Source organism: Glaciimonas immobilis (assembly GCF_011947285.1).
Lineage (GTDB): Bacteria > Pseudomonadota > Gammaproteobacteria > Burkholderiales > Burkholderiaceae_D > Glaciimonas > Glaciimonas immobilis.
Map to the genome: position 1 here is coordinate 74887 of NZ_JAAOZT010000007.1, position 19325 is coordinate 94211.

The following is a 19325-nucleotide window of genomic DNA, read 5'->3' on the forward strand; positions in this document are numbered from 1 at the left end:
GATCAGATGCATTGCACACGCCGAAGTTCAGGCGTTAACTTTTAGCGAAGCGCCAAAATAGCCTGTTATGAGAAGACTATGACAGGGATAAAAGTGGCGTAGTTACGCTAAATGACGACTATCGCGTCACATACGGGTCTCTAAAATAGTTGGGCCGGATTTCTTACGACTTACGTGCCATTAAATCTCGACCCAAGTTTTACAATTGGTAACCAAATGCCAAGTGGAACCGATCCTCGATTTCGGTTTTAGTGGGCGCATGGTTTTGCGGCCCTTGATCGGCAATCTTGATGCTACCCATCAAGTTGGACAAACGACCGGTGGTGAGCCAGTCCATGCCATTGCTGAGTCCATATAACAGGCCTGCGCGGAAGGCATCGCCGCAACCAGTAGGGTCCAATAGCCGTTCTGCCTTCACGCATGGAATCGTGACCATGTCCGCGCCGGTAAAGATATCTGCGCCCAATTCGCCTCGCGTTACTATCAGGGCCGTCACCTGTTCGGCGATTTGAGACAAGGTCAGGCCGGTGCGGGACGTGAGCAGTTCGGCTTCGTAGTCATTCACGGCAATGTAAGTTGCCAAATCAATGAAATGACGCAACTCCGGCCCATCAAACATGGGCAAACCTTGACCCGGATCGAATATCAAAGGTATACCGCACGACACCGCATGCTCGGCATGTTGTAACATCCCGTCGCGTCCATCTGGTGCCACGATGGCCAACTTGACCGGGTTCTGACTACTTAAATCAGCTACCGTTACCTCGTGCGAATAGGTCATTGCGCCGGGATGGAAGGCGGTAATTTGATTATTGCCCGCATCGGTGGTGATGAAGCATTGCGCAGTGTAGATAGAATCAATGGTACGAATCCCCGCGCAAGAGATATCTAGCTGTTTTAAGCGCTCTAAATAAGGACCCGCATCGTTTCCGACTGTCGCCATGATCAGCGGTTCGCCGCCTAACAATTTTAGATTGTAGGCAATATTGCCAGCACATCCGCCAAAATCGCGGCGCATGGTGGGGACCAGAAAGGACACGTTGATTTTGTGCAACTGTTCAGGCAGCAAGGCGTCGGCGAACCGACCAGGATATTGCATGATGACGTCGTAAGCTAAGGAGCCGGAAATGAGTGAAGTCATATAGGATTTTTAGGATGGAAAGAAATCGATGGTCAACCGGACAGCAAAAGTGGTTGAAAACCTCGTTGTAAGGGACGTTTGTAATGTTTGTATTAAATCAGCTATCGACGCGCTATGCGCAGACTGAAGAGCGGAACGTGTTGGAAATCCTGCGATCATTCGGTCATCTATAGCACGCAGTAGATTATGGATAAAATAAATAAACGCGATAGCCAGATGCCTTTAACTGTAACAGTTCGAACGTCAGTTTCACTGGCTGCTCAGTATTGCGGCGAAATCCTTCTGCGCCATCGGTGCCGACTGGCAGATATTCCGCCGGTGGGAAGGCGCGCCGCGCAATCGCTTTTTCGCTACCATCGTTCAGCGTGAGTTCAATCGTAGGCCATGCCTGGACAGTGCTACTGCGGTTACGCATCAGAACCGTTAGCGCAAACAGATTGCGTGCAGGGTCAATTAACTGAAGCTCGTTGGACTCAATTGACAGCCCATCGATATTGGTCGGTAAACCTATCTGACAGCCAAGCTTGCTACATACGCGCTGTAACAGAGGTTTGAGCAGAGGTACGCTGGCCGCCAAATGATCGCGATACAGATAACCCGCCTGAGCAAGCAGGGCAATTGCAAACACGATGCTGCCGATCCACATGGCCAGTCGGATGGCACCGCCGAGACGTTGTTGGTGCTGGGCTTGCCGCATAAACCGTGGTTCTGCGTTGACAGCGTCTTCCGTGGTGTCCGTCGCGGAGCGATCATATCCACGACGATCACCGACAAAATTACTTTCTACTGCTTTCTCTGGACTGGGTTCCGGCGCAGCTTTTTTGGTCCCCTTCCATTGCCTGTTTTGTAATTCATCGATAAGCCGATCCAGCTCATCGTCCTCGCCGCCCGACGTTCCATCCCCCAGCGATTCTGTTGACGCGACCTGAAATAATGTCATTCGTTGCAACGGGTCTGCATCATTGAGATTACTACCGATGGGAGGGACATTTGGTGCGCCCTTGTCATTGTCGATCTCTACGTTGCCACCCCCAGCGTCGTGGGTATTCAAGCGTTGCCAGACATTCGGCGACTTCAACCCGCTTGTTGTCGGGAGACTGTAGGCAATCGTAGGTTCGCGCCGCGCTGTATTGAGGTGCGGGGCGATGCGTCCGGCAGCGGACTGCGGAGGTGCCACTTCGATCGCCTTTGTTGGGCTAACGGAGCGAATACTTTCTGCCTTCGGCACCAGCGCAATCGGTGCCACCGGTGCTGCATCAGGTAGCAATGGTGTCATCTGTGTCATCGATGACACAGATGGCGTCCTATAAACAGGTGGCAACGGCGCACTTGCCGAAGGCGGTAGTGAGGACAAGCGGGGTGTAAATAAAGGTGCTGCCGGAGAGGCTGGGCGATGTTCAGCTGGCGCTTCTGGAGGGCGCAACTGTGTGTCGGGTCCTAACGGGTTGCTCGGTAACGGCAGCGTTCCGGGGAGCATTGTTGCGGCAGCTAAGTGCGGCGCAACGTTTTTAAATGTGGGTGCTACAGGAGCAACCGCCTCATTCTGCCCTAAAGGTACAGCCACCGCGCTACCATGGCTGCCGTCTGTCGCTGCCTGACCCGGTCTCACCAGATTTTCGATGCCATTGAAGACTTCCCGACATGATCCGCATCGGACCAGACCGGCTCGCAATTTCAGTTGGTCGTTAGCGACCCGAAAAGTGGTTTGACAAAAGGGGCATTGCGTCGCCAGCGCCATGATTATTTATGCAGTCCGACCGTTACAGCTGGCAGCGCGCCCGACAACGCGACCCAACCATCCTGCTCGCGCCACACTGCCAGAGCTATCCATGGTGCGTACGCCGCAATGACGTCCTGCGCCTGTTCTGCCAAAATGCCAGATAACGTCAGGCTGCCGCCCGCAGCAATGCGCGCGCACAGCATCGACGCCATTATTCTCAGCGGTCCGGACAAAATATTCGCAACGACAATGTTGTAAGTAGCTAATCCGCAATGGTTATTGAAATCCTCGGGCAAATAATAGTCAATTTGACAATGATTGCGGGCGCTGTTTTCGCCAGCGCTGACAATTGCCTGAGGATCGATATCGACGCCGATAACATTGGTTGCGCCGAGTTTTTTGGCAACCATCGCCAAAATCCCCGAGCCGCAGCCGTAATCGAGTACAGACTCGACCTCATGCTCACCAAGATGGACTTCCAGCCATTCCATGCATAAACGTGTAGTCGGATGGCTGCCCGTGCCAAATGCCAGACCGGGATCAAGCTCAAGAATCAGGCCATCGGCGTCAGGCGCATCATGCCAGCTCGGGACGACCCAGATATTTTTGCCGATATGGATCGGTGCAAACTGTGATTGCGTCAAACGCACCCAGTCCTGGTCTCCAACCGAGCGCAGCGTGTACGCAGGTGCTCCGGGTAAACCGCAAGCCAGCGCGGCATTGCTGACAATCGCAGTGTGATCGGCGTCGACATCACTTAATGCGACGACGCGGCTCCTTTCCCAGGCAGTCTCTTCAGGCTCCATGCCGGGTTCGCCGAACAATGGTTGTTCGGCAGCGGTGCCTTCATCCGCATCTTCTACCGAGACCGATAGCGCGCCAGCTTCCATCAATGCGTCGGACAACGCTTCAGCGTGGCTGCGCGCGACTTCTATAACAATTTCGGTCCAGCTCATGGGTCGCCTTACTTCTTTTCCGGTTTTGGTACATCTGGCCGTTCAGCCAGTTTGTGTTCCAGATAATGGATGTTAGTACCGCCTTCAATAAAGCGTGCATCAATCATCAGCTCACGATGAAGCGGAATGTTGGTGCTAATACCTTCAACCACCATCTCGGACAATGCAATCTGCATCCGTTTAATGGCTTGCTCGCGCGTGGTGCCGTATGAAATGACCTTGCCGATCATTGAATCATAATGCGGCGGCACGTAATAACCGGCGTAAGCATGCGAATCGACACGAATCCCGGGACCGCCCGGTGCATGCCATGACAGGATTTTACCCGGCGATGGCGTAAATTTAAATGGATCTTCTGCATTAATTCGACACTCAATCGAGTGGCCGGTCAGGTGGATATCGCGTTGGCGATAACGCAGTTTTTCACCGGCAGCGATATGAATTTGCTCTTGCACGATGTCGACACCGGTGATCATCTCTGTGATCGGATGCTCAACCTGCACGCGGGTGTTCATTTCAATGAAATAGAATTCGCCGTTTTCATACAAGAATTCAAACGTACCCGCGCCGCGATAATCCATTTTGCGGCAGGCTTCCGCGCAACGATCGCCGATTTTTTCTACTATCTTGCGCGGGATGCCCGGTGCTGGCGCTTCTTCAATGACCTTTTGATGGCGGCGCTGCATGGAGCAATCGCGCTCGCCTAGCCAGATAGCGTTTTTGTACTGATCGGCCAAAATTTGGATTTCCACGTGACGTGGGTTTTCCAGATATTTTTCCATGTATACCTCGGGATTGCCGAATGCCGCACCAGCTTCAGTCTTGGTCATCGTTACCGCGTTAGCTAACGCGGCTTCAGTGTGGACGACGCGCATACCGCGTCCGCCACCACCGCCAGATGCTTTGATGATGATCGGGTAACCGACTTTACGGGCAATCTTGATGACTTCCTTCGGATCGTCTGGCAACGCACCTTCCGAGCCGGGAACGCACGGCACGCCAGCGCGGATCATCGCTTGCTTGGCCGAGACTTTATCGCCCATCAAGCGAATGTTGGCGGGGCGCGGCCCGATAAATACAAAGCCGGATTGCTCAACGCGCTCGGCAAAATCAGCGTTTTCGGACAGAAAACCATAGCCTGGATGAATCGCCTCAGCGTCAGTGACCTCTGCGGCACTGATAATCGCGGGCATATTCAAATAACTGAGGCTGGACGGTGCAGGGCCGATACAGACCGATTCATCGGCCAGTTTGACGTATTTGGCGTCGCGGTCAGCTTCTGAGTGGACTACCACGGTTTTAATGCCCATTTCGCGACATGCGCGTTGGATTCGCAGAGCAATTTCGCCGCGATTGGCGATCAGAATTTTTTCAAACATAGTAAATGGTGTTCCGTGGCTAAGATGAAAACGTTAATTCCGGGAAGAAGCGGGGGAATTAAGCGTTCTTAAGCGTTGGGACAGCACATAAGGAGGTGACTGAGCGGATTGAATACATCCAATACGTATACGCCGACCTGCTCCTGTTATGCCGTCCGAGAGTTATGCGGCCCCACCGAATAACTCTACGTTGGGATCGATTTAACCGATGATAAACAAAGGTTGGCCGAATTCGACCGGTTGGCCATTTTCCACCAGAATTTTTTTCACTATGCCAGTGACGTCAGCTTCGATTTCATTAAGTAACTTCATTGCTTCAATAATGCACAGGGTTTCGCCTTCCTTGATCGCTGAACCGACTTCTACAAACACTGCAGCGCCCGGCGCCGACGAACGATAGAAGGTGCCGACCATCGGCGACTTGACGATATGCCCCTCTGGCACTGCCGGAGCCTCAACTGGCGCCGCTACCGGCGCAGCGTACTGAGGCTGCATCGGTTGGTGTGCGATCTGAGGCTGCATCATCATGACCTGATTGTTGTGCGACGACTTAACGATCCGCACCTTGCTTTCGCCCTCGGTGACTTCTAGCTCTTCAATATCCGATTCGGCGACCAGATCGATTAACGTTTTGAGTTTTCTCAAATCCATAATGCCATCCTTCAGTGTGTATGTTTTTAAAAATAAATTGATTATGAATGAAAATAGCTGCCGTTCTTGTTTTTAGCAGGCAGATCAAAACGCTTTGTCGTAGATGAAAATGTAGATAGGCTACAACCGTGCAATTGCAAATCCGATTGCAGCGCTATAACCGTCAATGCCCAAACCACAAATAACCCCAACGGCGATACCGGACAAATAGGAATGATGCCGAAACTCTTCCCGCTGGTGAACATTAGAAATATGTATTTCCACAAAACGAATTGCCACACCAGCTAGTGCATCGCGCAATGCCACGCTCGTATGGGTCAAGCCACCGGGGTTAATAACAATGGCATCCACCCCTTCGGCTTTGGCTGCATGGATGCGATCAATTAGCGCACCTTCATGATTACTCTGAAAATGCGACAAGCGTACACCCGCCTGTTCCGCTTGCGTTTCTGCTACCAGCACGACGTCCGCCAGCGTGATTGATCCGTAGACTTCTGGTTCGCGTGTGCCCAGTAGATTCAGGTTAGGGCCATTGAGAAGAAGTATGTTTTTTGCCATGGAGATGGGACTGCGTTTGACGACGATGAGCGCATTTTGCGGTCAAATGCGTTTAACTAGCAAGCGGAATTTAATTATGTTAAATATTTATCAACTTAAATTTACGCATTCACGAACACAAAAAAATCAAATCAACCGTTATTTATGGTTGCAATAAGGATAAGTCTTTGCGCAATTCGTCAAACTTTATGCTGCCAAGATAGGTCTTTTTGACTTGGCCGTCTGTGCCTATGAGGACAGTGAAAGGCAGCCCTCCCGCGCCGTTACCAAACTGCGCGAGTAGCGACGTGCCATCTGTCCCTGCCACGTAGAGGGGATAGGTAATCTTGTATTTTTCAGCAAACTTCGCGATAGCATCTTGCGAATCAATGCCTACGCCGATGATATGAATATCTTTTTTGATCAGTTCCGAGCGCAAAGCGTTTAATTCCGGCATCTCTTCAACGCACGGCCCACACCACGTTGCCCAGAAATTAACGATCAGCGGCTTGCCTCTCCAGTGGGAAATATCTTCGGGTTTTCCGGTCGCTTCGACCATCTGCCGTGCAAACAAATTGGCAACGGCTGGTGTTTTGGGGGCGGAGGGGGTTAGTCGCTGAAGATTAAAATAGACGCCAATCACGCAAAATAAGATCGCAATCGGCACATATATGAATAATTTGTTTTTCATTCGTTAATTTGTTCTGCTTTTAATATTAATATCATTTGTTGTTAATTATGTAACTCGTATTGTTGCAACATTTTGCGATTCCTCAATCAGCAGCTGCACAGCGGCCAGATCCAGGCGCTCGCTCCCGTCAAAATGCAATTTGCTTGGTTTGATACTAACTCGTAAGCCGGCAATTTCATATAGGATCAGATGTATACCTTCATTTTTATAAATGTAATGAAGGATTTCTAAAGGTTCAGACCCGGAGCGACCGCGAGACCGCTTTTCCGAACGATTAGCGCTTTCACTTTCGGTAACGGAGAACGGAACATTCTTATTGAGCAAGAATATTTCGACATCCTTGGGACTATCTATAAATAATTGCAGATGAATCTCGCTGTGTTCGCCCGCCGTGCCGTTAGCGACAGCACCGGTTAAATAGGGACGGAACATTGTCAACTCCTCCATCATCTCAGTGGCAATCTTGCGCAGGTGAATCAGCCGCGCAGGTTGCGTGTCGGCAAAGAATAATGCATTGTATCTGCGGACTTCTGTCAACAGCTGGTCATTGGTTGGCATAAAATCACTGCTTTTACGACCCTCGCCGAGAATTTTTTGTGCAGCTTTTCTTTTTGCCGATCCGTAATCAGCACCGTCCTCGGCAATCATGCGTGCCGCGGCAGCTGCGATCTCCGACCGCAACTGATCGACTAAAGGGAGAGGTTTGTTAGGCATAATCGGTAACTTGAGGTGATTGATAAGGTGGCGTAAGGCCATATAACTTTATCTGATTCAGGATGCTACGTGACGAGACCTCATCGTGTACCTATTACACAGGGTAAGTACCAGCAGCGGTAAAGCAAAAAGCCACCAAAAGCCGGATATGGCCGCGCATTCGATGGAAATGGTGTCGCCAAACGCTTTATCGCGAATCTATTTCCGGACCATTTTGCAGCGGCAAAGAGCATCAATAAACCTAATCCTAATCGCAAATGCATAAATACGCTGCCAACTTTGACGTTGATGCGAGCGCGTCAGGTAAAATTCATTAATCTTATTTTTACGAATGTTGACACTTTAGAATGCACATCCACATCCTGGGTATTTGCGGCACCTTTATGGGCGGTTTGGCGGTCCTGGCAAAACAGGCCGGTCACCAGGTCACTGGTTGCGACGCTAATGTTTATCCTCCTATGAGTACGCAGCTGGAAGCGCAGGGGATAAGCCTGACTCAGGGCTTTGGCGCGGAACAAGTTGCACTGGCTCCCGACTTGTTTGTCGTTGGCAACGTTGTCTCCCGGGGTAATCCGCTGATGGAAGAGATTTTGAATAAAGGTTTGGCTTACACCTCAGGGCCGCAATGGATGGGCGAACATATACTGGCTGATAAATGGGTGCTGGCGGTGGCGGGCACGCACGGGAAAACCACTACGGCGGCGATGTTGACCTGGATTTTGGAGGATGCTGGCTACCATCCTGGGTTCCTGATTGGCGGCGTCCCAATGAATTTCGGTATTTCCGCCCGATTGGCGGACAGAGAAAGCCAAGCGTCCGCATCGCCTTTTTTCGTGATTGAGGCCGACGAATACGACACGGCGTTTTTTGATAAACGCAGCAAGTTCGTCCATTACCACGCTAAAACTGCGATCCTCAACAATCTGGAATACGATCACGCGGATATCTTCCCGGACCTAGGCGCCATTGAAACGCAGTTTCATCATCTGGTCCGCACGGTTCCGGGTATCGGCCGGTTAGTAGTGAATGCCCGCGAGCCAGCATTGCAGCGCGTGTTGGCACGCGGATGCTGGAGTGAAACGGAACTATTTGGACTCAATGCCGGGCCGTCCGCTCAAGCGGGTACGCAGGTCACTGACCTTGCGGCAGATCAGCAGGGGTGGTCGTTGAAGACGCACGCTGATGGCAACTTCGCTGTTTTTTTTAATGGCGATAATCAAGGTACCGTAAACTGGTCGCTGACCGGCGAGCATAATCGCATGAATGCCCTCGCCGCCATTGCAGCAGCGCGCCATGTCGGTGTGCCAGCGGCGCAGGCGGTCGCTTCACTCGCGAGGTTTGAAAACGTTAAGCGCAGGATGGAACTGCGCGGCACGGTTAACCAGATTTCAGTTTATGACGATTTCGCGCATCACCCCACCGCTATCGCGACCACGATTGCAGGTGTGCGCAGAAAAATTGATAACGCGAAGATTGGTACCGAGAAGACCGGCCCTGCACGGATTCTGGCGGTATTGGAACCCCGGTCCAATACAATGAAACTGGGTGCCATGAAAGACGCATTGCCCGACAGCCTGAACGAGGCCGATTTGGTTTTCGGCTACGGCAACAAAGGCGGTCAAGAAGCGCTCGGTTGGGATTTAAGCGAGGCTTTGTCGCCGTTGGGCGACCGCGCCGCCGCTTTCGACGGACTTGATCAACTGGTACACGCTGTAGTTCAGGCGGCGCAGTCGGGCGATCAGATATTGGTGATGAGCAATGGCGGTTTCGGCGGTGTGCATCAAAAGCTACTGGATGCTTTGTCGCTGCGTTTCGTCGACGCGTTGCCGGGCGCTACGCCGACGCTGAGGGCAGGGCCGGCGAGATTATGATTCTTTATTTGCACGGCTTTCGATCATCGCCGCTGTCATGCAAAGCGCTGCTGGTCGGCCAGCGACTAGCAGCTTTGGGTTTGGGGAGCACATATGTTTGCCCACAACTACCAGCATCGCCACGTCAGGCAATGGAACTCGTGCAAACTTTTATTGCGGGTGTCGCGCCCTCCGACTTGACGGTTATCGGTTCGTCGCTTGGAGGCTTCTATGCCACCTGGCTTGCCGAAAAAACCGGATGTCGGGCGGTATTGCTCAATCCAGCGGTCAAGCCGCCGCGTGATCTGGAAAAATATGTGGGTCTGCATACGCAATATCACTCCGACGCGCCATTTGAGTTTAAGCGCGCGTATATTGCGGAGCTGGAAGCGCTGACGGTTGATAAGATAAGCGCTCCGCAACGTTATTTTTTGATTGCGGCAACGGGCGATGAGATACTCGACTGGCGTGAAATGGTGGCGCACTATCCGTTAGCTAAACAATTGGTCATAGAGGGCAGCGATCACGGCATTAGTAACTTTGATGACTATGTTGACGCTGTCCTGACTTTTTGCAGGGTAAAAGTCGGCATACGTCAGCGTGGGCACTGATGGCGCGTTCTGCTATGTTTGCCAAATGGCATGATCATCCGAACGGCGTCCATCCATCTGCTGGAATGCGCGGCTGGCTAACTGATCGTGCCTCATTGACCTATAAGTTAATAGCACATAGCACGCAGTTTCGCGTGCAGCGGTTGCACCAGCACCGTGCCCTCTGTCTGGCTGATGAGCATACAGCGATTTTATTGCCTGATAGAAAAAAAGTGCAGGAACGAGACGTTTTGCTATTTTGCGATGGACGTCCCATGGTCTTGGGTCATACTGTTCTATCGTTGGCTTCGACCACGTCTGAATGGCCTTTTTTTGGGAGTCTGGGCGAGCGCTCGTTGGGGACCACATTATTTGGTGATCCGCTGGTTGCGCGCGGGAAACTGCAGTACGCCCGCTTGTATCAAGATCACCCATTAGTGCGACGGATGTGTGTGGCGACCGGCGTCAGCAAATTTCCCATGCCATTGTTTGCGCGACGTTCGACCTTTCGGCGCAAAGGTGGTGTGATGCTGGTCACAGAAGTATTTTTTCCGGATATTGAATTATTGAAACGATCATTGAAATAAACCAGTCCAAAAGCGATGCAGGACTTAGGTAAAGTCATCCCATTCTCGGGTTTGCTAACCCTGCCGACGAAGACAGTATACTAATACCGGGCCATCTTGGACGTAGCGAAAGCGCAATGCCGATGGGGTGGTTTTGCTTAAGTCCTAAAATTGTTAATGCAGGCGGTAATTTTTAAGTAGTCATCACCGCAATACTCAGAATCTATAAGTAAAGTAATCAATGAATCTATTTTTTGAAGAATCCGGGGACTTTAAAGCAGGGTCTGTTTTGTCGCAACAAGGCGAGGCGTATCAGGTTGAATTACCAACAGGGAAACGCAGCAAGATCAAAGCCAAGGACGTGTTGATACAGTACACCGCGCCAACCCCGCAAGATTTATTGGATGATGCGCATAAAATCGCCGCCGAAGTGGACGTCGAATTTCTATGGGAAGTAGCAGGTCAGGAAGAGTTCGGCTTTGCCGAGCTCGGCGTTGAGTATTTTGGCCACGCCCCCATTCCTGCCGAAGCTGCCGGCTTGTTGATGTGTCTGCATTCGGCGCCCATTTATTTCTATAAAAAAGGTCGGGGACGGTACAAGGCCGCGCCCGAAATATCGCTGAGGGCGGCGCAGGCCGGTCTTGAAAAGAAGCGGTTGTTAGCGGTGGTTCAGGCGCAATACGTTGCGCAACTGGTCGCTAATGTGTTGCCCGAGATCATGAAGCCCATGGCTTTACAACTCCTTTATAAGCCGGACAAAAACAGCATTGAGTACAAGGCGCTAGACGCGGCTTGCCAAACGTTGCAGACCACTCCGGCGCGTTTGATGCTGGCCGTCGGTGGCATCGCGTCGCCTAAGGATCTGCATTTCTCCAAATTTTTGTTTGAGTTTTTTCCAAAAGGTGTCGGCTTTCCGGCAATCACCATCCCGAGCGTGGCTGCGTTGCCACTGGCCGATGTGCGGGCGTTTTCGATTGATGATGTCACGACCACAGAAATCGATGATGCGCTGTCAGTGACGACGTTGCCGGACGGTAATCTACGTATCGGTATCCATATCGCAGCGCCTGGTCTGGCGGTCAAACGTGATGACGCAATCGATGCAATTGCGCGTCATCGCATGTCTACGGTGTATATGCCAGGCGATAAAATCACGATGCTGCCGGACGCGCTGGTGGAGGCTTTCTCTCTGGACGAGGGCAAAAATTGTCCTGCATTGTCGTTATATGCCACGCTAGACCCGCTCGACTGGCGCTTGATCAGCACCGAAACCAAAGCCGAATTGGTGCCGATTTCTGCTAATCTGCGCCACAATACGCTCGATATGCTGGTCACGGAAGAACATCTGACAAGCGGTGACGGCGAATATCCGCATAAAGCAGATATCGCGGTCTTGTGGCAATGGATATCGGTGCTGGAAAAAGGCCGGATGGCCAAGCGTGAAAGCTTTGGTTTGCGTCCCGAACAAAATAATCGCGTGGATTTTAACTTCTACGTGGAAAACGATATTGTCACTATCGCCCGTCGTAAACGCGGTGCGCCGCTCGATAAAATCGTCGCCGAGCTAATGATTTTTGCTAATAGTACGTGGGGCAAGCTGATGAATGACCACGGCGTACCCGGCATTTATCGTGCGCAAGGTGGCGGCAGCGGAGGCTGGGCGACTAAAATGCAAGTGCGCATGGTGACGCATGCCGCACCCCATCAAGGTCTTGGGGTTGATCAATATGCATGGAGCACCTCACCGTTGCGTCGTTATACGGACTTGGTAAATCAATGGCAGATTTTGGCATGTGTAGAGGGCGGCGTCGCGGCACCGCTGGTGGCACCGTTTAAGCAGCGCGATGCAGACTTGTTCGCGATTGTTTCCGCTTTTGATGCGATTTATGCGGGATATGGCGATTTTCAGTCAACAATGGAGCGCTATTGGTGTCTTCGCTGGTTAGGCCAGGAGCAAACAAAACAAGTGGAAGCAGTGGTTCTCAAGGATGAGATATTGCGCCTCACCGAGATACCGTTGGTTATCAAACTACCTGGCATGCAGCAAGTTGCCCGTGGCGCCTCGGTCAAACTTGATTTAATTCGCTGGGACGAAGTCGACCTGAGTCTCGAAGTACGGTTGCTGGAGGTATTGACGCCGCCAGCGACAGAAGGTGAGCAGATTGACGCCACAGGCGATGACGAGGTCTCAGAGGAGCTTGATGCGGCAATGGACCTTTCGCATGAAGCCGATGTTACCCAAGTGGCGGACCCGGGGCGTGGTGCTGCCCATGGATTCGATGCACTCGATAATGTCAGCGGCGCAGTGATGGAGGCCAGCATTGGCGCAATCAGCTCCGACCTTGGTGCAATCTGTGGCACTGATGGGGTATCTCACACCGGCGCAAGTGTTGAGGAGGGCAACGGTATCGGCGATAGCCTGGATAGCGCTGCAATTAATATCAATCTATAAGTGCTGGCGACGATGGGCGAGTCTAATTGCGTGTGAAATCATTTACTCAAAATCGCATGTTAACTATTGCGCTGAGCATTTCGCTATTAATCCATGGCACATTGCTGGCAGTACGCTTTACGTTGCCCGATCCGGTCCGGCGCAAGCCGACCGATCCGACGCTGGAAGTCATTCTGGTCAATGCCCGGCATCAAAGCGAGCCGTTAAAGGCTGAGGCGCTGGCACAGGTCAATTTGGACGGCGGCGGCAATGCTGACGCAGGCCGTGCCAGGTCGCCGTTGCCGGATATGCATAAGACTCTGGACGGGGACAGTCTCAACACGGCGCAGAAACGAATCGCAGAATTGGAAAAAAAGCAGCAACAGATGCTCTCGCAAATGCAAAAAAAAGCGATGTTTGCGGTGCCGCAGGCTAAGCCTCTGGATCAGTGGAAGGATGCGTTAGCGCCAACAGAAGGCAACGATCTCACCCCGGAAGCCCGCGCTTTACGACGGGAAGAAGCAGAAATCGCGAAAAATATTGAAGACTATAATCGACGACCCAAGAAGACTCAGATCACACCGAGCACGCGCGGTGTGCGATATGCGCGGTATTACAAGGCCTTTGCTGATAAAGTTGAACGCTTGGGTACGCTGAATTTCCCGCATAAAAATGGGAGTAAGCTGTACGGAAAATTAGTCGTATCCGTCCCGATATTTCAGGATGGCACCATCTATAAAAAAGACGGGGGTTTGCAAGTTGAGCGAAGTTCAAACATCGCAGGCCTGGATGCCGCCGCGTTAAAAATCGTAGAAAACGCAGCCCCTTTTAGCCGTTTTCCTCACAACATGCGCTCCGGCGGCCCAGACGAAGTATGGGAAGTCATTGTGACGCTAGTTTTCTCTCACGACGGGCAAGTCGAAACAGAATTACGCAGTGCGAGTAGTGATTGATAACATAATGAAGGGACGAGCCTGTTATCAAAGAATCTCCCTCAAATAACTACAAACCAGGTGCGCCTGACTATATAAATAGGTAGATGACGTCAGTTCCAACTAAATCAGCCACCATAAGCACTCATAGTTGCTGGGGGTTACCGTTGCAGGCGCAATTACCGTTGAAGTTGAAGTTGAAGTTGAAGTTGAAGTTGAAGTTGAAGTTGAAGTTGAAGTTGAAGTTGAAGTTGAAGTTGAATTGGCAGTTGACCTACCCCGTCATAGGCGTTGCCGGTTATTTCGGCTGTCAGTCGGGAATTGTCGGAATACATGTTTGAGCGAAGCGAGTTGGTATTTCGACCCGACTGATAGTCGAAATAATCGGGTACCCGCCAACGGCGGGCGACGTCTCTGCGGTCGCCTTTTGTTTGGTTACTTTATTTTGGCGAGACAAAATAAAGTAACTGGCTGTCGGGCCACCCCCGACCAGCATCCACGGAGCACAAACCCTTCAAGTTAGCGAACAACCGAACAACCGAACAACCGAACAACCAAACAACCAAACAACCAAACAACCAAACAATAAATTGACTGGCTGTCGTGCCACCCCCGACCAGCATCCACGGAGCACCAACCGTTTAAATTACCGACCATTCGACCATTCGACCATTCAACCAATCGATCCAAAACAATACACCCAATTTTTCTAAATAAATATAACAAGATATCCGACCCCATGTCCGTACCCACCCCAACAAAAGCAAGCAAAACACCCCCCGACTGCTACGTAGTAATCGGCAACCCCATAGCCCACAGCAAATCCCCCACCATCCACGCCCGCTTCGCCACAGAAACCGCACAAGACATCGATTATCAGCATCTGCTAGCGCCACTAGGTGGCTTTGAAGTCGCGGTACAAACCTTCATCAAGCAAGGCGGCAAAGGCGCCAACGTCACGGTGCCATTTAAACTGCTAGCCTACGCATTGGCAACCTCCCTCACGGCGCGTGCGCAGGCCGCGGGTGCCGTCAATACGCTCGCGTTTAATAATGGAGAAATACTCGGTGATAACACCGATGGCGTGGGTCTGGTGGCCGACATCGTGTCCAACGCAAACGTAACAATCGCTGGCAAGCGGATTTTGTTATTAGGCGCGGGCGGCGCGGCAAGGGGGGCATTGCTGCCCTTATTGCAAGCGAAGCCATTCCAGCTAGTGCTGGCCAATCGCACTGTTTCAAAAGCGCAGGAGCTGGCGCAACAATTCGCACAAAAATTTCCCGACGAACAACACATTGTTGCCTGTGGTTTTGAAGACATCCATGACCAGTTTGATCTGATCATCAACGCCACTTCCGCCAGCCTGCAAGCAGAAGTTCCCCCGATTGCGCATACTGCTTTTGGCGCGCAAACATTCGCCTACGACATGATGTACGGTCAACAGTCGACCGTATTCATGCAGTTTGCCAGCGCGCATGGCGCCTCCGTGAGGGATGGTCTGGGCATGTTGGTCGAGCAGGCGGCGGAATCATTTTTTCTGTGGCGTGCGGTCCGCCCGCAGACCAGCGGGGTTTACGCCGCTTTGCGTGCTCAACTTTCCACCTGACAGGAACCGCCATCATGAAATCGGTCGGAAAACTGGTCTGGCGCCTGCTCTTGCTTGTGATCGTTGCGGTGCTGGCACTGCAACTTTATTTTTTTGTACAAATTTGGTGGTGGGTTGATCATAATCCTCAATCCACCAGCTTCATGCGCCATCAGCTATCGATACAGCGCGAAACCGATCCCAAGTTCCAGCTGCAGTACATCTGGGTGCCGTACGCGCGGATATCGAATAACCTCAAACGCGCCATCATTGCCTCCGAAGATGCCAATTTTTCAGAGCACGAAGGCGTTGACTGGGACGCATTGGAGAAAGCCTATGCGCGCAATAACAGAAAAGGCAAAATTATGCTGGGTGGTTCAACCATTACCCAGCAACTGGCCAAAAACCTGTTTTTATCTGGCGAGCGCAGTTACCTGCGCAAAGGTCAGGAGCTAATAATTACCTATATGCTGGAATTTTTTATGGACAAACAGCGTATCTATGAAATTTATCTGAACGTGGTGGAGTGGGGCACCGGCATTTATGGTGCCGAGGCTGCGTCGCAACACTATTACCGATCGTCTGCCGCCGGTCTGGGCGCAAGTCAGGCCGCGCGTCTGGCGGTAATGTTGCCGCGTCCACGCTTCTATGACAAAAACCGTGGATCAGCCTATTTATCCAGACGTACCGGTTTGATTTTACGACGGATGGGTTCGGCGGAATTGCCATAAACGCGTTGATGATGTTAATTTAGCATCTATTTTTAGTGTAATTTGTAATAAAAAGCCGCCGGTAATGTCAAAGACTCTACCGGCGGCTTTTCGTTGGTTGACGCTCGAAAGCGGGTTTCTTGCGGCTAGTCCACTAATTAAGCTAGTTTAGCAAATGCCCCGTGAGCCGCAGCGAGGGTTGCTGCAATAACTTCATCGTTATGCTGCGCGGACACAAAACCTGCTTCAAAAGCAGAAGGCGCCAAATATACACCTGCGTCCAGCATCGCGTGAAAGAAGACATTAAATTGCTCTTTATCCGTGGCCATCATTTCGGCAAAAGTAGTGGGCACTTTTTCTGAAAAGTACAGACCGAACATGCCACCGATGGCGTCAGCACAGAAGGCCACACCGGCTTGCGCTGCAACATTGGTAAGGCCTTGGGTCAATTTGAGGGTCTGGGCGCTGAGGTGTTGATAGAAGTCTGCCTCTTGAATCAGCTTAAGTGTTGTCATTCCTGCCGCGACTGCCACCGGATTGCCCGACAGTGTACCGGCCTGATAGACGCCACCAAGCGGCGCCATATGTTGCATCAGATCGGCACGCCCGCCAAATGCAGCAACCGGCAAACCACCGCCGATCACTTTACCGAGGGCAGTAATGTCGGGCGTAACCTGATACAGCGCTTGCGCACCCCCCAAGGCAACGCGGAAACCACTCATGACTTCATCAAAAATCAGCACCGCGCCATGTTTGGTACAGAGGCGACGCATAGCTTGCAAGAATTCTGGCGTCGCACGGATCAGATTCATGTTACCGGCGACCGGCTCGACGATCACACAAGCAATCTCATCGCCCATGTTGTTAAACGCTTCTTCTAGCTGAGCAACATTATTGTAATCCAGCACCAACGTGTGTTTTACGAAGTCGGCCGGAACGCCAGAAGAGGTCGGATTGCCAAAGGTCAGCAATCCGCTGCCTGCTTTGACCAGCAGTGAATCGGCATGGCCGTGATAGCAGCCTTCAAATTTGACGATTTTGTCGCGACCCGTGGCGCCACGGGCCAGTCGTAATGCGCTCATGGTCGCCTCGGTGCCACTGGAGACCAGGCGGACTTGCTCTATCGATGGCACGAGCTTGCAGATTTCTTCGGCGATCAGGACCTCGCCTTCGGTCGGCGCGCCGAAGCTCAAGCCTCGGGCGGCGGCGTCTTGTACCGCTTTGACCACGGCTGGATGCGCATGGCCGACTATCGCCGGACCCCATGATCCGATGTAATCGATATAGCGACGCTCATCGGCGTCCCAAAAATAAGGTCCTTCGGCACGCGTTATAAAACGGGGCGTACCACCCACCGAGCGGAAAGCCCGCACCGGGGAATTGACGCCGCCGGGAGTGGTTAATTGGGCGCGGGTGAACAAAATATCGTTATTTGAAGTCATGTGGTCTGCATCAATGAGAGTAAGCGCCGACTGGTCGACGGAAAAGTGCGAGTCTGGAAAGTCAGGTCAAAACTTTCCTGCGGGTGTCCAATAGGGCCAGCTCGAAATACGTTTTGAATTTCAGCTTTTATCAATTTAGCTTTTATCAACCCAGCTTTTATCTATAGATTCAGGTATATCACGACGGTAAAGCAGGCGGAACCTGTGCGTTTTCTTCCTCGGCGAGTGCTTCCAGTACATCCTCACGCGCCCAGAAAAACCGATCCGGGATCAGCTTGCCCATGCCCAGCCGTTGTCCCGCCATTACTGCTGCAAGCGTAAATTCCTGCGCTTCGGAGACTGCTTCCGGTACGTCAAGGCCGTTTGCCAGCATCGCGGCGATAGCCGCAGAGAGCGTCGTCCCGGCACCACTAAAGGAGCCGGATACGCGCGGCCAGCTGTCTTGACGCAAAATACCGGTATCGTTGAACAGTGTATTGCTGACCTCGGCTGCGAGACCCGGCGTGCCGGTAACGAACAGGTATTCGCAGCCAAGCTCTATGATGTGCATTGCATCCACGGTAGACAAGTCCTCCGCCGATGGCTCTCGCCAGGTTTCGGCCAGCCGCGATAGTTCGACTGCCGACAGCACCATCACCGTGCTCTGCGGAATCAATAACTCGCGCATTGCGGTCAACAGGTCCTCGCTATCCTGACCCTGATCTGGCATCGCAGACAAAAAAGGGTCGAGAATCAATGGGATGTCTGGGTAATCGGACACGATTTCAGCGATCACTGAGACGCTTTCAATACTGCCGATGGCACCGACCTTGAAGGCGGCGACCGGCATATCCTCCAATAAAACACGGGCCTGATCAGCGACCCAGTCTGCATCGATTTGCTGTGTATCTTCGATGCGGGCTGTGTCTCCGATTAAAATAGACGTGATAACTGATAAGCCATGGCAACCCATGGATGAAAATGTGGCAAGATCTGCCTGAATTCCGGCTGCGCCAACAGGATCAGCAACACCGAATGTCAATATAAGAGGAGAAGTTTGGTTTTGCACGACGGTTAGATTAAGATATCCGACTTTACATTTTACTTGATTGGAAGGTTCCCGCCGTGAGCAATACCAACGAAACATCGAACGAAGCGTCAAAACCAGCATTTAAAACCTGGATGTGTCTGATTTGCGGTTGGATTTATGACGAAGAGCAGGGTTTGCCCGACGAGGGGATCGCCCCTGGAACTCCGTGGGATGACGTACCCATGAACTGGACCTGTCCTGAATGCGGCGCGCGTAAAGACGATTTTGAAATGGTAGTAATGTAATTTTGTAAAGATGTGCAATAGCTGGTTGCTACTTTTTGCATGCCATCGCGGGTCGCTATGCACAGATTAATCTGTAGTGACGCAGACAGTTCTCGTCCAATTTGCAGTTTGTTCTG

19 protein-coding genes are annotated in these 19325 nt (G+C 51.9%); 9 read left to right on the plus strand and 10 right to left on the minus strand.

The features are described 5' to 3' along the window. Positions 1–199: 199 nt before the first annotated feature. The 8 genes from HAV38_RS12060 to HAV38_RS12095 form a co-directional block, all read right to left on the minus strand. The gene (locus tag HAV38_RS12060) at positions 200–1141 is read right to left on the minus strand and encodes a carbohydrate kinase family protein (RefSeq protein WP_168055644.1); all 942 of its coding nucleotides are present in this window, start codon (positions 1139–1141) and stop codon (positions 200–202) included. A gap of 184 nt (positions 1142–1325) precedes the next feature. Further along, a complete protein-coding gene (locus HAV38_RS12065) occupies positions 1326–2879 on the minus strand; it encodes a DUF3426 domain-containing protein (protein ID WP_168055645.1) in 1554 nt (517 codons plus the stop codon). Between the two features lie 2 nt (positions 2880–2881). Next, positions 2882–3817 carry a 50S ribosomal protein L11 methyltransferase gene (prmA, locus tag HAV38_RS12070; protein ID WP_168055646.1) on the minus strand — a complete coding sequence of 312 codons (936 nt, stop codon included), beginning with the start codon at positions 3815–3817 and terminating at the stop codon, positions 2882–2884. A gap of 8 nt (positions 3818–3825) precedes the next feature. After that, a complete protein-coding gene (accC, locus tag HAV38_RS12075) occupies positions 3826–5196 on the minus strand; it encodes an acetyl-CoA carboxylase biotin carboxylase subunit (RefSeq protein WP_168055647.1) in 1371 nt (456 codons plus the stop codon). Between the two features lie 201 nt (positions 5197–5397). Further along, positions 5398–5847 carry an acetyl-CoA carboxylase biotin carboxyl carrier protein gene (gene accB / locus HAV38_RS12080; RefSeq protein WP_168055648.1) on the minus strand — a complete coding sequence of 150 codons (450 nt, stop codon included), beginning with the start codon at positions 5845–5847 and terminating at the stop codon, positions 5398–5400. Between the two features lie 120 nt (positions 5848–5967). After that, positions 5968–6405 carry a type II 3-dehydroquinate dehydratase gene (gene aroQ / locus HAV38_RS12085; protein WP_168055649.1) on the minus strand — a complete coding sequence of 146 codons (438 nt, stop codon included), beginning with the start codon at positions 6403–6405 and terminating at the stop codon, positions 5968–5970. A gap of 142 nt (positions 6406–6547) precedes the next feature. Then, a complete protein-coding gene (locus HAV38_RS12090; protein WP_168055650.1) occupies positions 6548–7075 on the minus strand; it encodes a TlpA family protein disulfide reductase in 528 nt (175 codons plus the stop codon). Positions 7076–7120: 45 nt separating this feature from the next. After that, positions 7121–7789, minus strand: coding sequence for a hypothetical protein (locus HAV38_RS12095; RefSeq protein ID WP_168055651.1), 669 nt, complete (start codon positions 7787–7789; stop codon positions 7121–7123). A 347-nt stretch (positions 7790–8136) separates the two neighbouring features. Here HAV38_RS12095 and mpl point away from each other — a divergent pair, with 347 nt between their 5' ends. From mpl to mtgA, 8 genes are all read left to right on the plus strand, one after another. Next, positions 8137–9660, plus strand: coding sequence for a UDP-N-acetylmuramate:L-alanyl-gamma-D-glutamyl-meso-diaminopimelate ligase (mpl, locus tag HAV38_RS12100; RefSeq protein ID WP_168055652.1), 1524 nt, complete (start codon positions 8137–8139; stop codon positions 9658–9660). Then, positions 9657–10250, plus strand: coding sequence for a YqiA/YcfP family alpha/beta fold hydrolase (locus HAV38_RS12105; protein WP_168055653.1), 594 nt, complete (start codon positions 9657–9659; stop codon positions 10248–10250). The genes mpl and HAV38_RS12105 overlap by 4 nt, the downstream gene beginning before the upstream one ends. Then, entirely contained in the window at positions 10250–10816 is a 567-nt protein-coding gene (locus tag HAV38_RS12110; RefSeq protein WP_168055654.1) for a chorismate--pyruvate lyase family protein, read from the plus strand. The genes HAV38_RS12105 and HAV38_RS12110 overlap by 1 nt, the downstream gene beginning before the upstream one ends. A 220-nt stretch (positions 10817–11036) precedes the next feature. Further along, a complete protein-coding gene (locus HAV38_RS12115; protein ID WP_245182343.1) occupies positions 11037–13247 on the plus strand; it encodes a ribonuclease catalytic domain-containing protein in 2211 nt (736 codons plus the stop codon). 56 nt (positions 13248–13303) lie between these two features. Beyond that, positions 13304–14179, plus strand: a complete 876-nt coding sequence (locus HAV38_RS12120) for an energy transducer TonB family protein (RefSeq protein ID WP_221313825.1) — start codon at positions 13304–13306, stop codon at positions 14177–14179. A gap of 86 nt (positions 14180–14265) precedes the next feature. Beyond that, positions 14266–14499, plus strand: coding sequence for a hypothetical protein (locus tag HAV38_RS21645; RefSeq protein WP_184013423.1), 234 nt, complete (start codon positions 14266–14268; stop codon positions 14497–14499). A gap of 398 nt (positions 14500–14897) precedes the next feature. Beyond that, complete coding sequence (gene aroE, locus HAV38_RS12125; protein ID WP_168055656.1) at positions 14898–15764, plus strand: shikimate dehydrogenase; 867 nt, start codon at positions 14898–14900, stop codon at positions 15762–15764. Positions 15765–15778: 14 nt separating this feature from the next. Then, entirely contained in the window at positions 15779–16474 is a 696-nt protein-coding gene (gene mtgA / locus HAV38_RS12130) for a monofunctional biosynthetic peptidoglycan transglycosylase (RefSeq protein WP_168055657.1), read from the plus strand. Between the two features lie 137 nt (positions 16475–16611). On the opposite strand, the gene hemL is transcribed toward mtgA, so the two are convergent. Continuing rightward, positions 16612–17895 (minus strand): glutamate-1-semialdehyde 2,1-aminomutase, encoded by a 1284-nt coding sequence (gene hemL / locus HAV38_RS12135; protein ID WP_168055658.1) that lies wholly within the window; start codon positions 17893–17895, stop codon positions 16612–16614. A 178-nt stretch (positions 17896–18073) separates the two neighbouring features. Further along, positions 18074–18943, minus strand: coding sequence for a bifunctional hydroxymethylpyrimidine kinase/phosphomethylpyrimidine kinase (thiD, locus tag HAV38_RS12140; protein WP_168055659.1), 870 nt, complete (start codon positions 18941–18943; stop codon positions 18074–18076). A gap of 113 nt (positions 18944–19056) precedes the next feature. Between thiD and HAV38_RS12145 the strand changes: the two genes are divergently transcribed. Beyond that, positions 19057–19209, plus strand: a complete 153-nt coding sequence (locus tag HAV38_RS12145) for a rubredoxin (RefSeq protein WP_168055983.1) — start codon at positions 19057–19059, stop codon at positions 19207–19209. The last annotated feature ends 116 nt before the right edge of the window (positions 19210–19325 follow it).

Excerpts from the sequence above, each read along its gene's own strand:
- HAV38_RS12090 (WP_168055650.1), bottom strand. The coding sequence starts at position 7,075 with ATGAAAAACAAATTATTCATATATGTGCCGATTGCGATCTTATTTTGC.
- aroE (WP_168055656.1), top strand. The coding sequence starts at position 14,898 with ATGTCCGTACCCACCCCAACAAAAGCAAGCAAAACACCCCCCGACTGC.
- HAV38_RS12065 (WP_168055645.1), bottom strand. The coding sequence starts at position 2,879 with ATGGCGCTGGCGACGCAATGCCCCTTTTGTCAAACCACTTTTCGGGTC.
- accC (WP_168055647.1), bottom strand. The coding sequence starts at position 5,196 with ATGTTTGAAAAAATTCTGATCGCCAATCGCGGCGAAATTGCTCTGCGA.
- HAV38_RS12105 (WP_168055653.1), top strand. The coding sequence starts at position 9,657 with ATGATTCTTTATTTGCACGGCTTTCGATCATCGCCGCTGTCATGCAAA.
- HAV38_RS12115 (WP_245182343.1), top strand. The coding sequence starts at position 11,037 with ATGAATCTATTTTTTGAAGAATCCGGGGACTTTAAAGCAGGGTCTGTT.
- hemL (WP_168055658.1), bottom strand. The coding sequence starts at position 17,895 with ATGACTTCAAATAACGATATTTTGTTCACCCGCGCCCAATTAACCACT.
- aroQ (WP_168055649.1), bottom strand. The coding sequence starts at position 6,405 with ATGGCAAAAAACATACTTCTTCTCAATGGCCCTAACCTGAATCTACTG.
- HAV38_RS12120 (WP_221313825.1), top strand. The coding sequence starts at position 13,304 with ATGTTAACTATTGCGCTGAGCATTTCGCTATTAATCCATGGCACATTG.
- mpl (WP_168055652.1), top strand. The coding sequence starts at position 8,137 with ATGCACATCCACATCCTGGGTATTTGCGGCACCTTTATGGGCGGTTTG.
- HAV38_RS12060 (WP_168055644.1), bottom strand. The coding sequence starts at position 1,141 with ATGACTTCACTCATTTCCGGCTCCTTAGCTTACGACGTCATCATGCAA.
- HAV38_RS12095 (WP_168055651.1), bottom strand. The coding sequence starts at position 7,789 with ATGCCTAACAAACCTCTCCCTTTAGTCGATCAGTTGCGGTCGGAGATC.
- mtgA (WP_168055657.1), top strand. The coding sequence starts at position 15,779 with ATGAAATCGGTCGGAAAACTGGTCTGGCGCCTGCTCTTGCTTGTGATC.
- accB (WP_168055648.1), bottom strand. The coding sequence starts at position 5,847 with ATGGATTTGAGAAAACTCAAAACGTTAATCGATCTGGTCGCCGAATCG.
- HAV38_RS21645 (WP_184013423.1), top strand. The coding sequence starts at position 14,266 with ATGACGTCAGTTCCAACTAAATCAGCCACCATAAGCACTCATAGTTGC.
- HAV38_RS12145 (WP_168055983.1), top strand. The coding sequence starts at position 19,057 with ATGTGTCTGATTTGCGGTTGGATTTATGACGAAGAGCAGGGTTTGCCC.
- prmA (WP_168055646.1), bottom strand. The coding sequence starts at position 3,817 with ATGAGCTGGACCGAAATTGTTATAGAAGTCGCGCGCAGCCACGCTGAA.
- HAV38_RS12110 (WP_168055654.1), top strand. The coding sequence starts at position 10,250 with ATGGCGCGTTCTGCTATGTTTGCCAAATGGCATGATCATCCGAACGGC.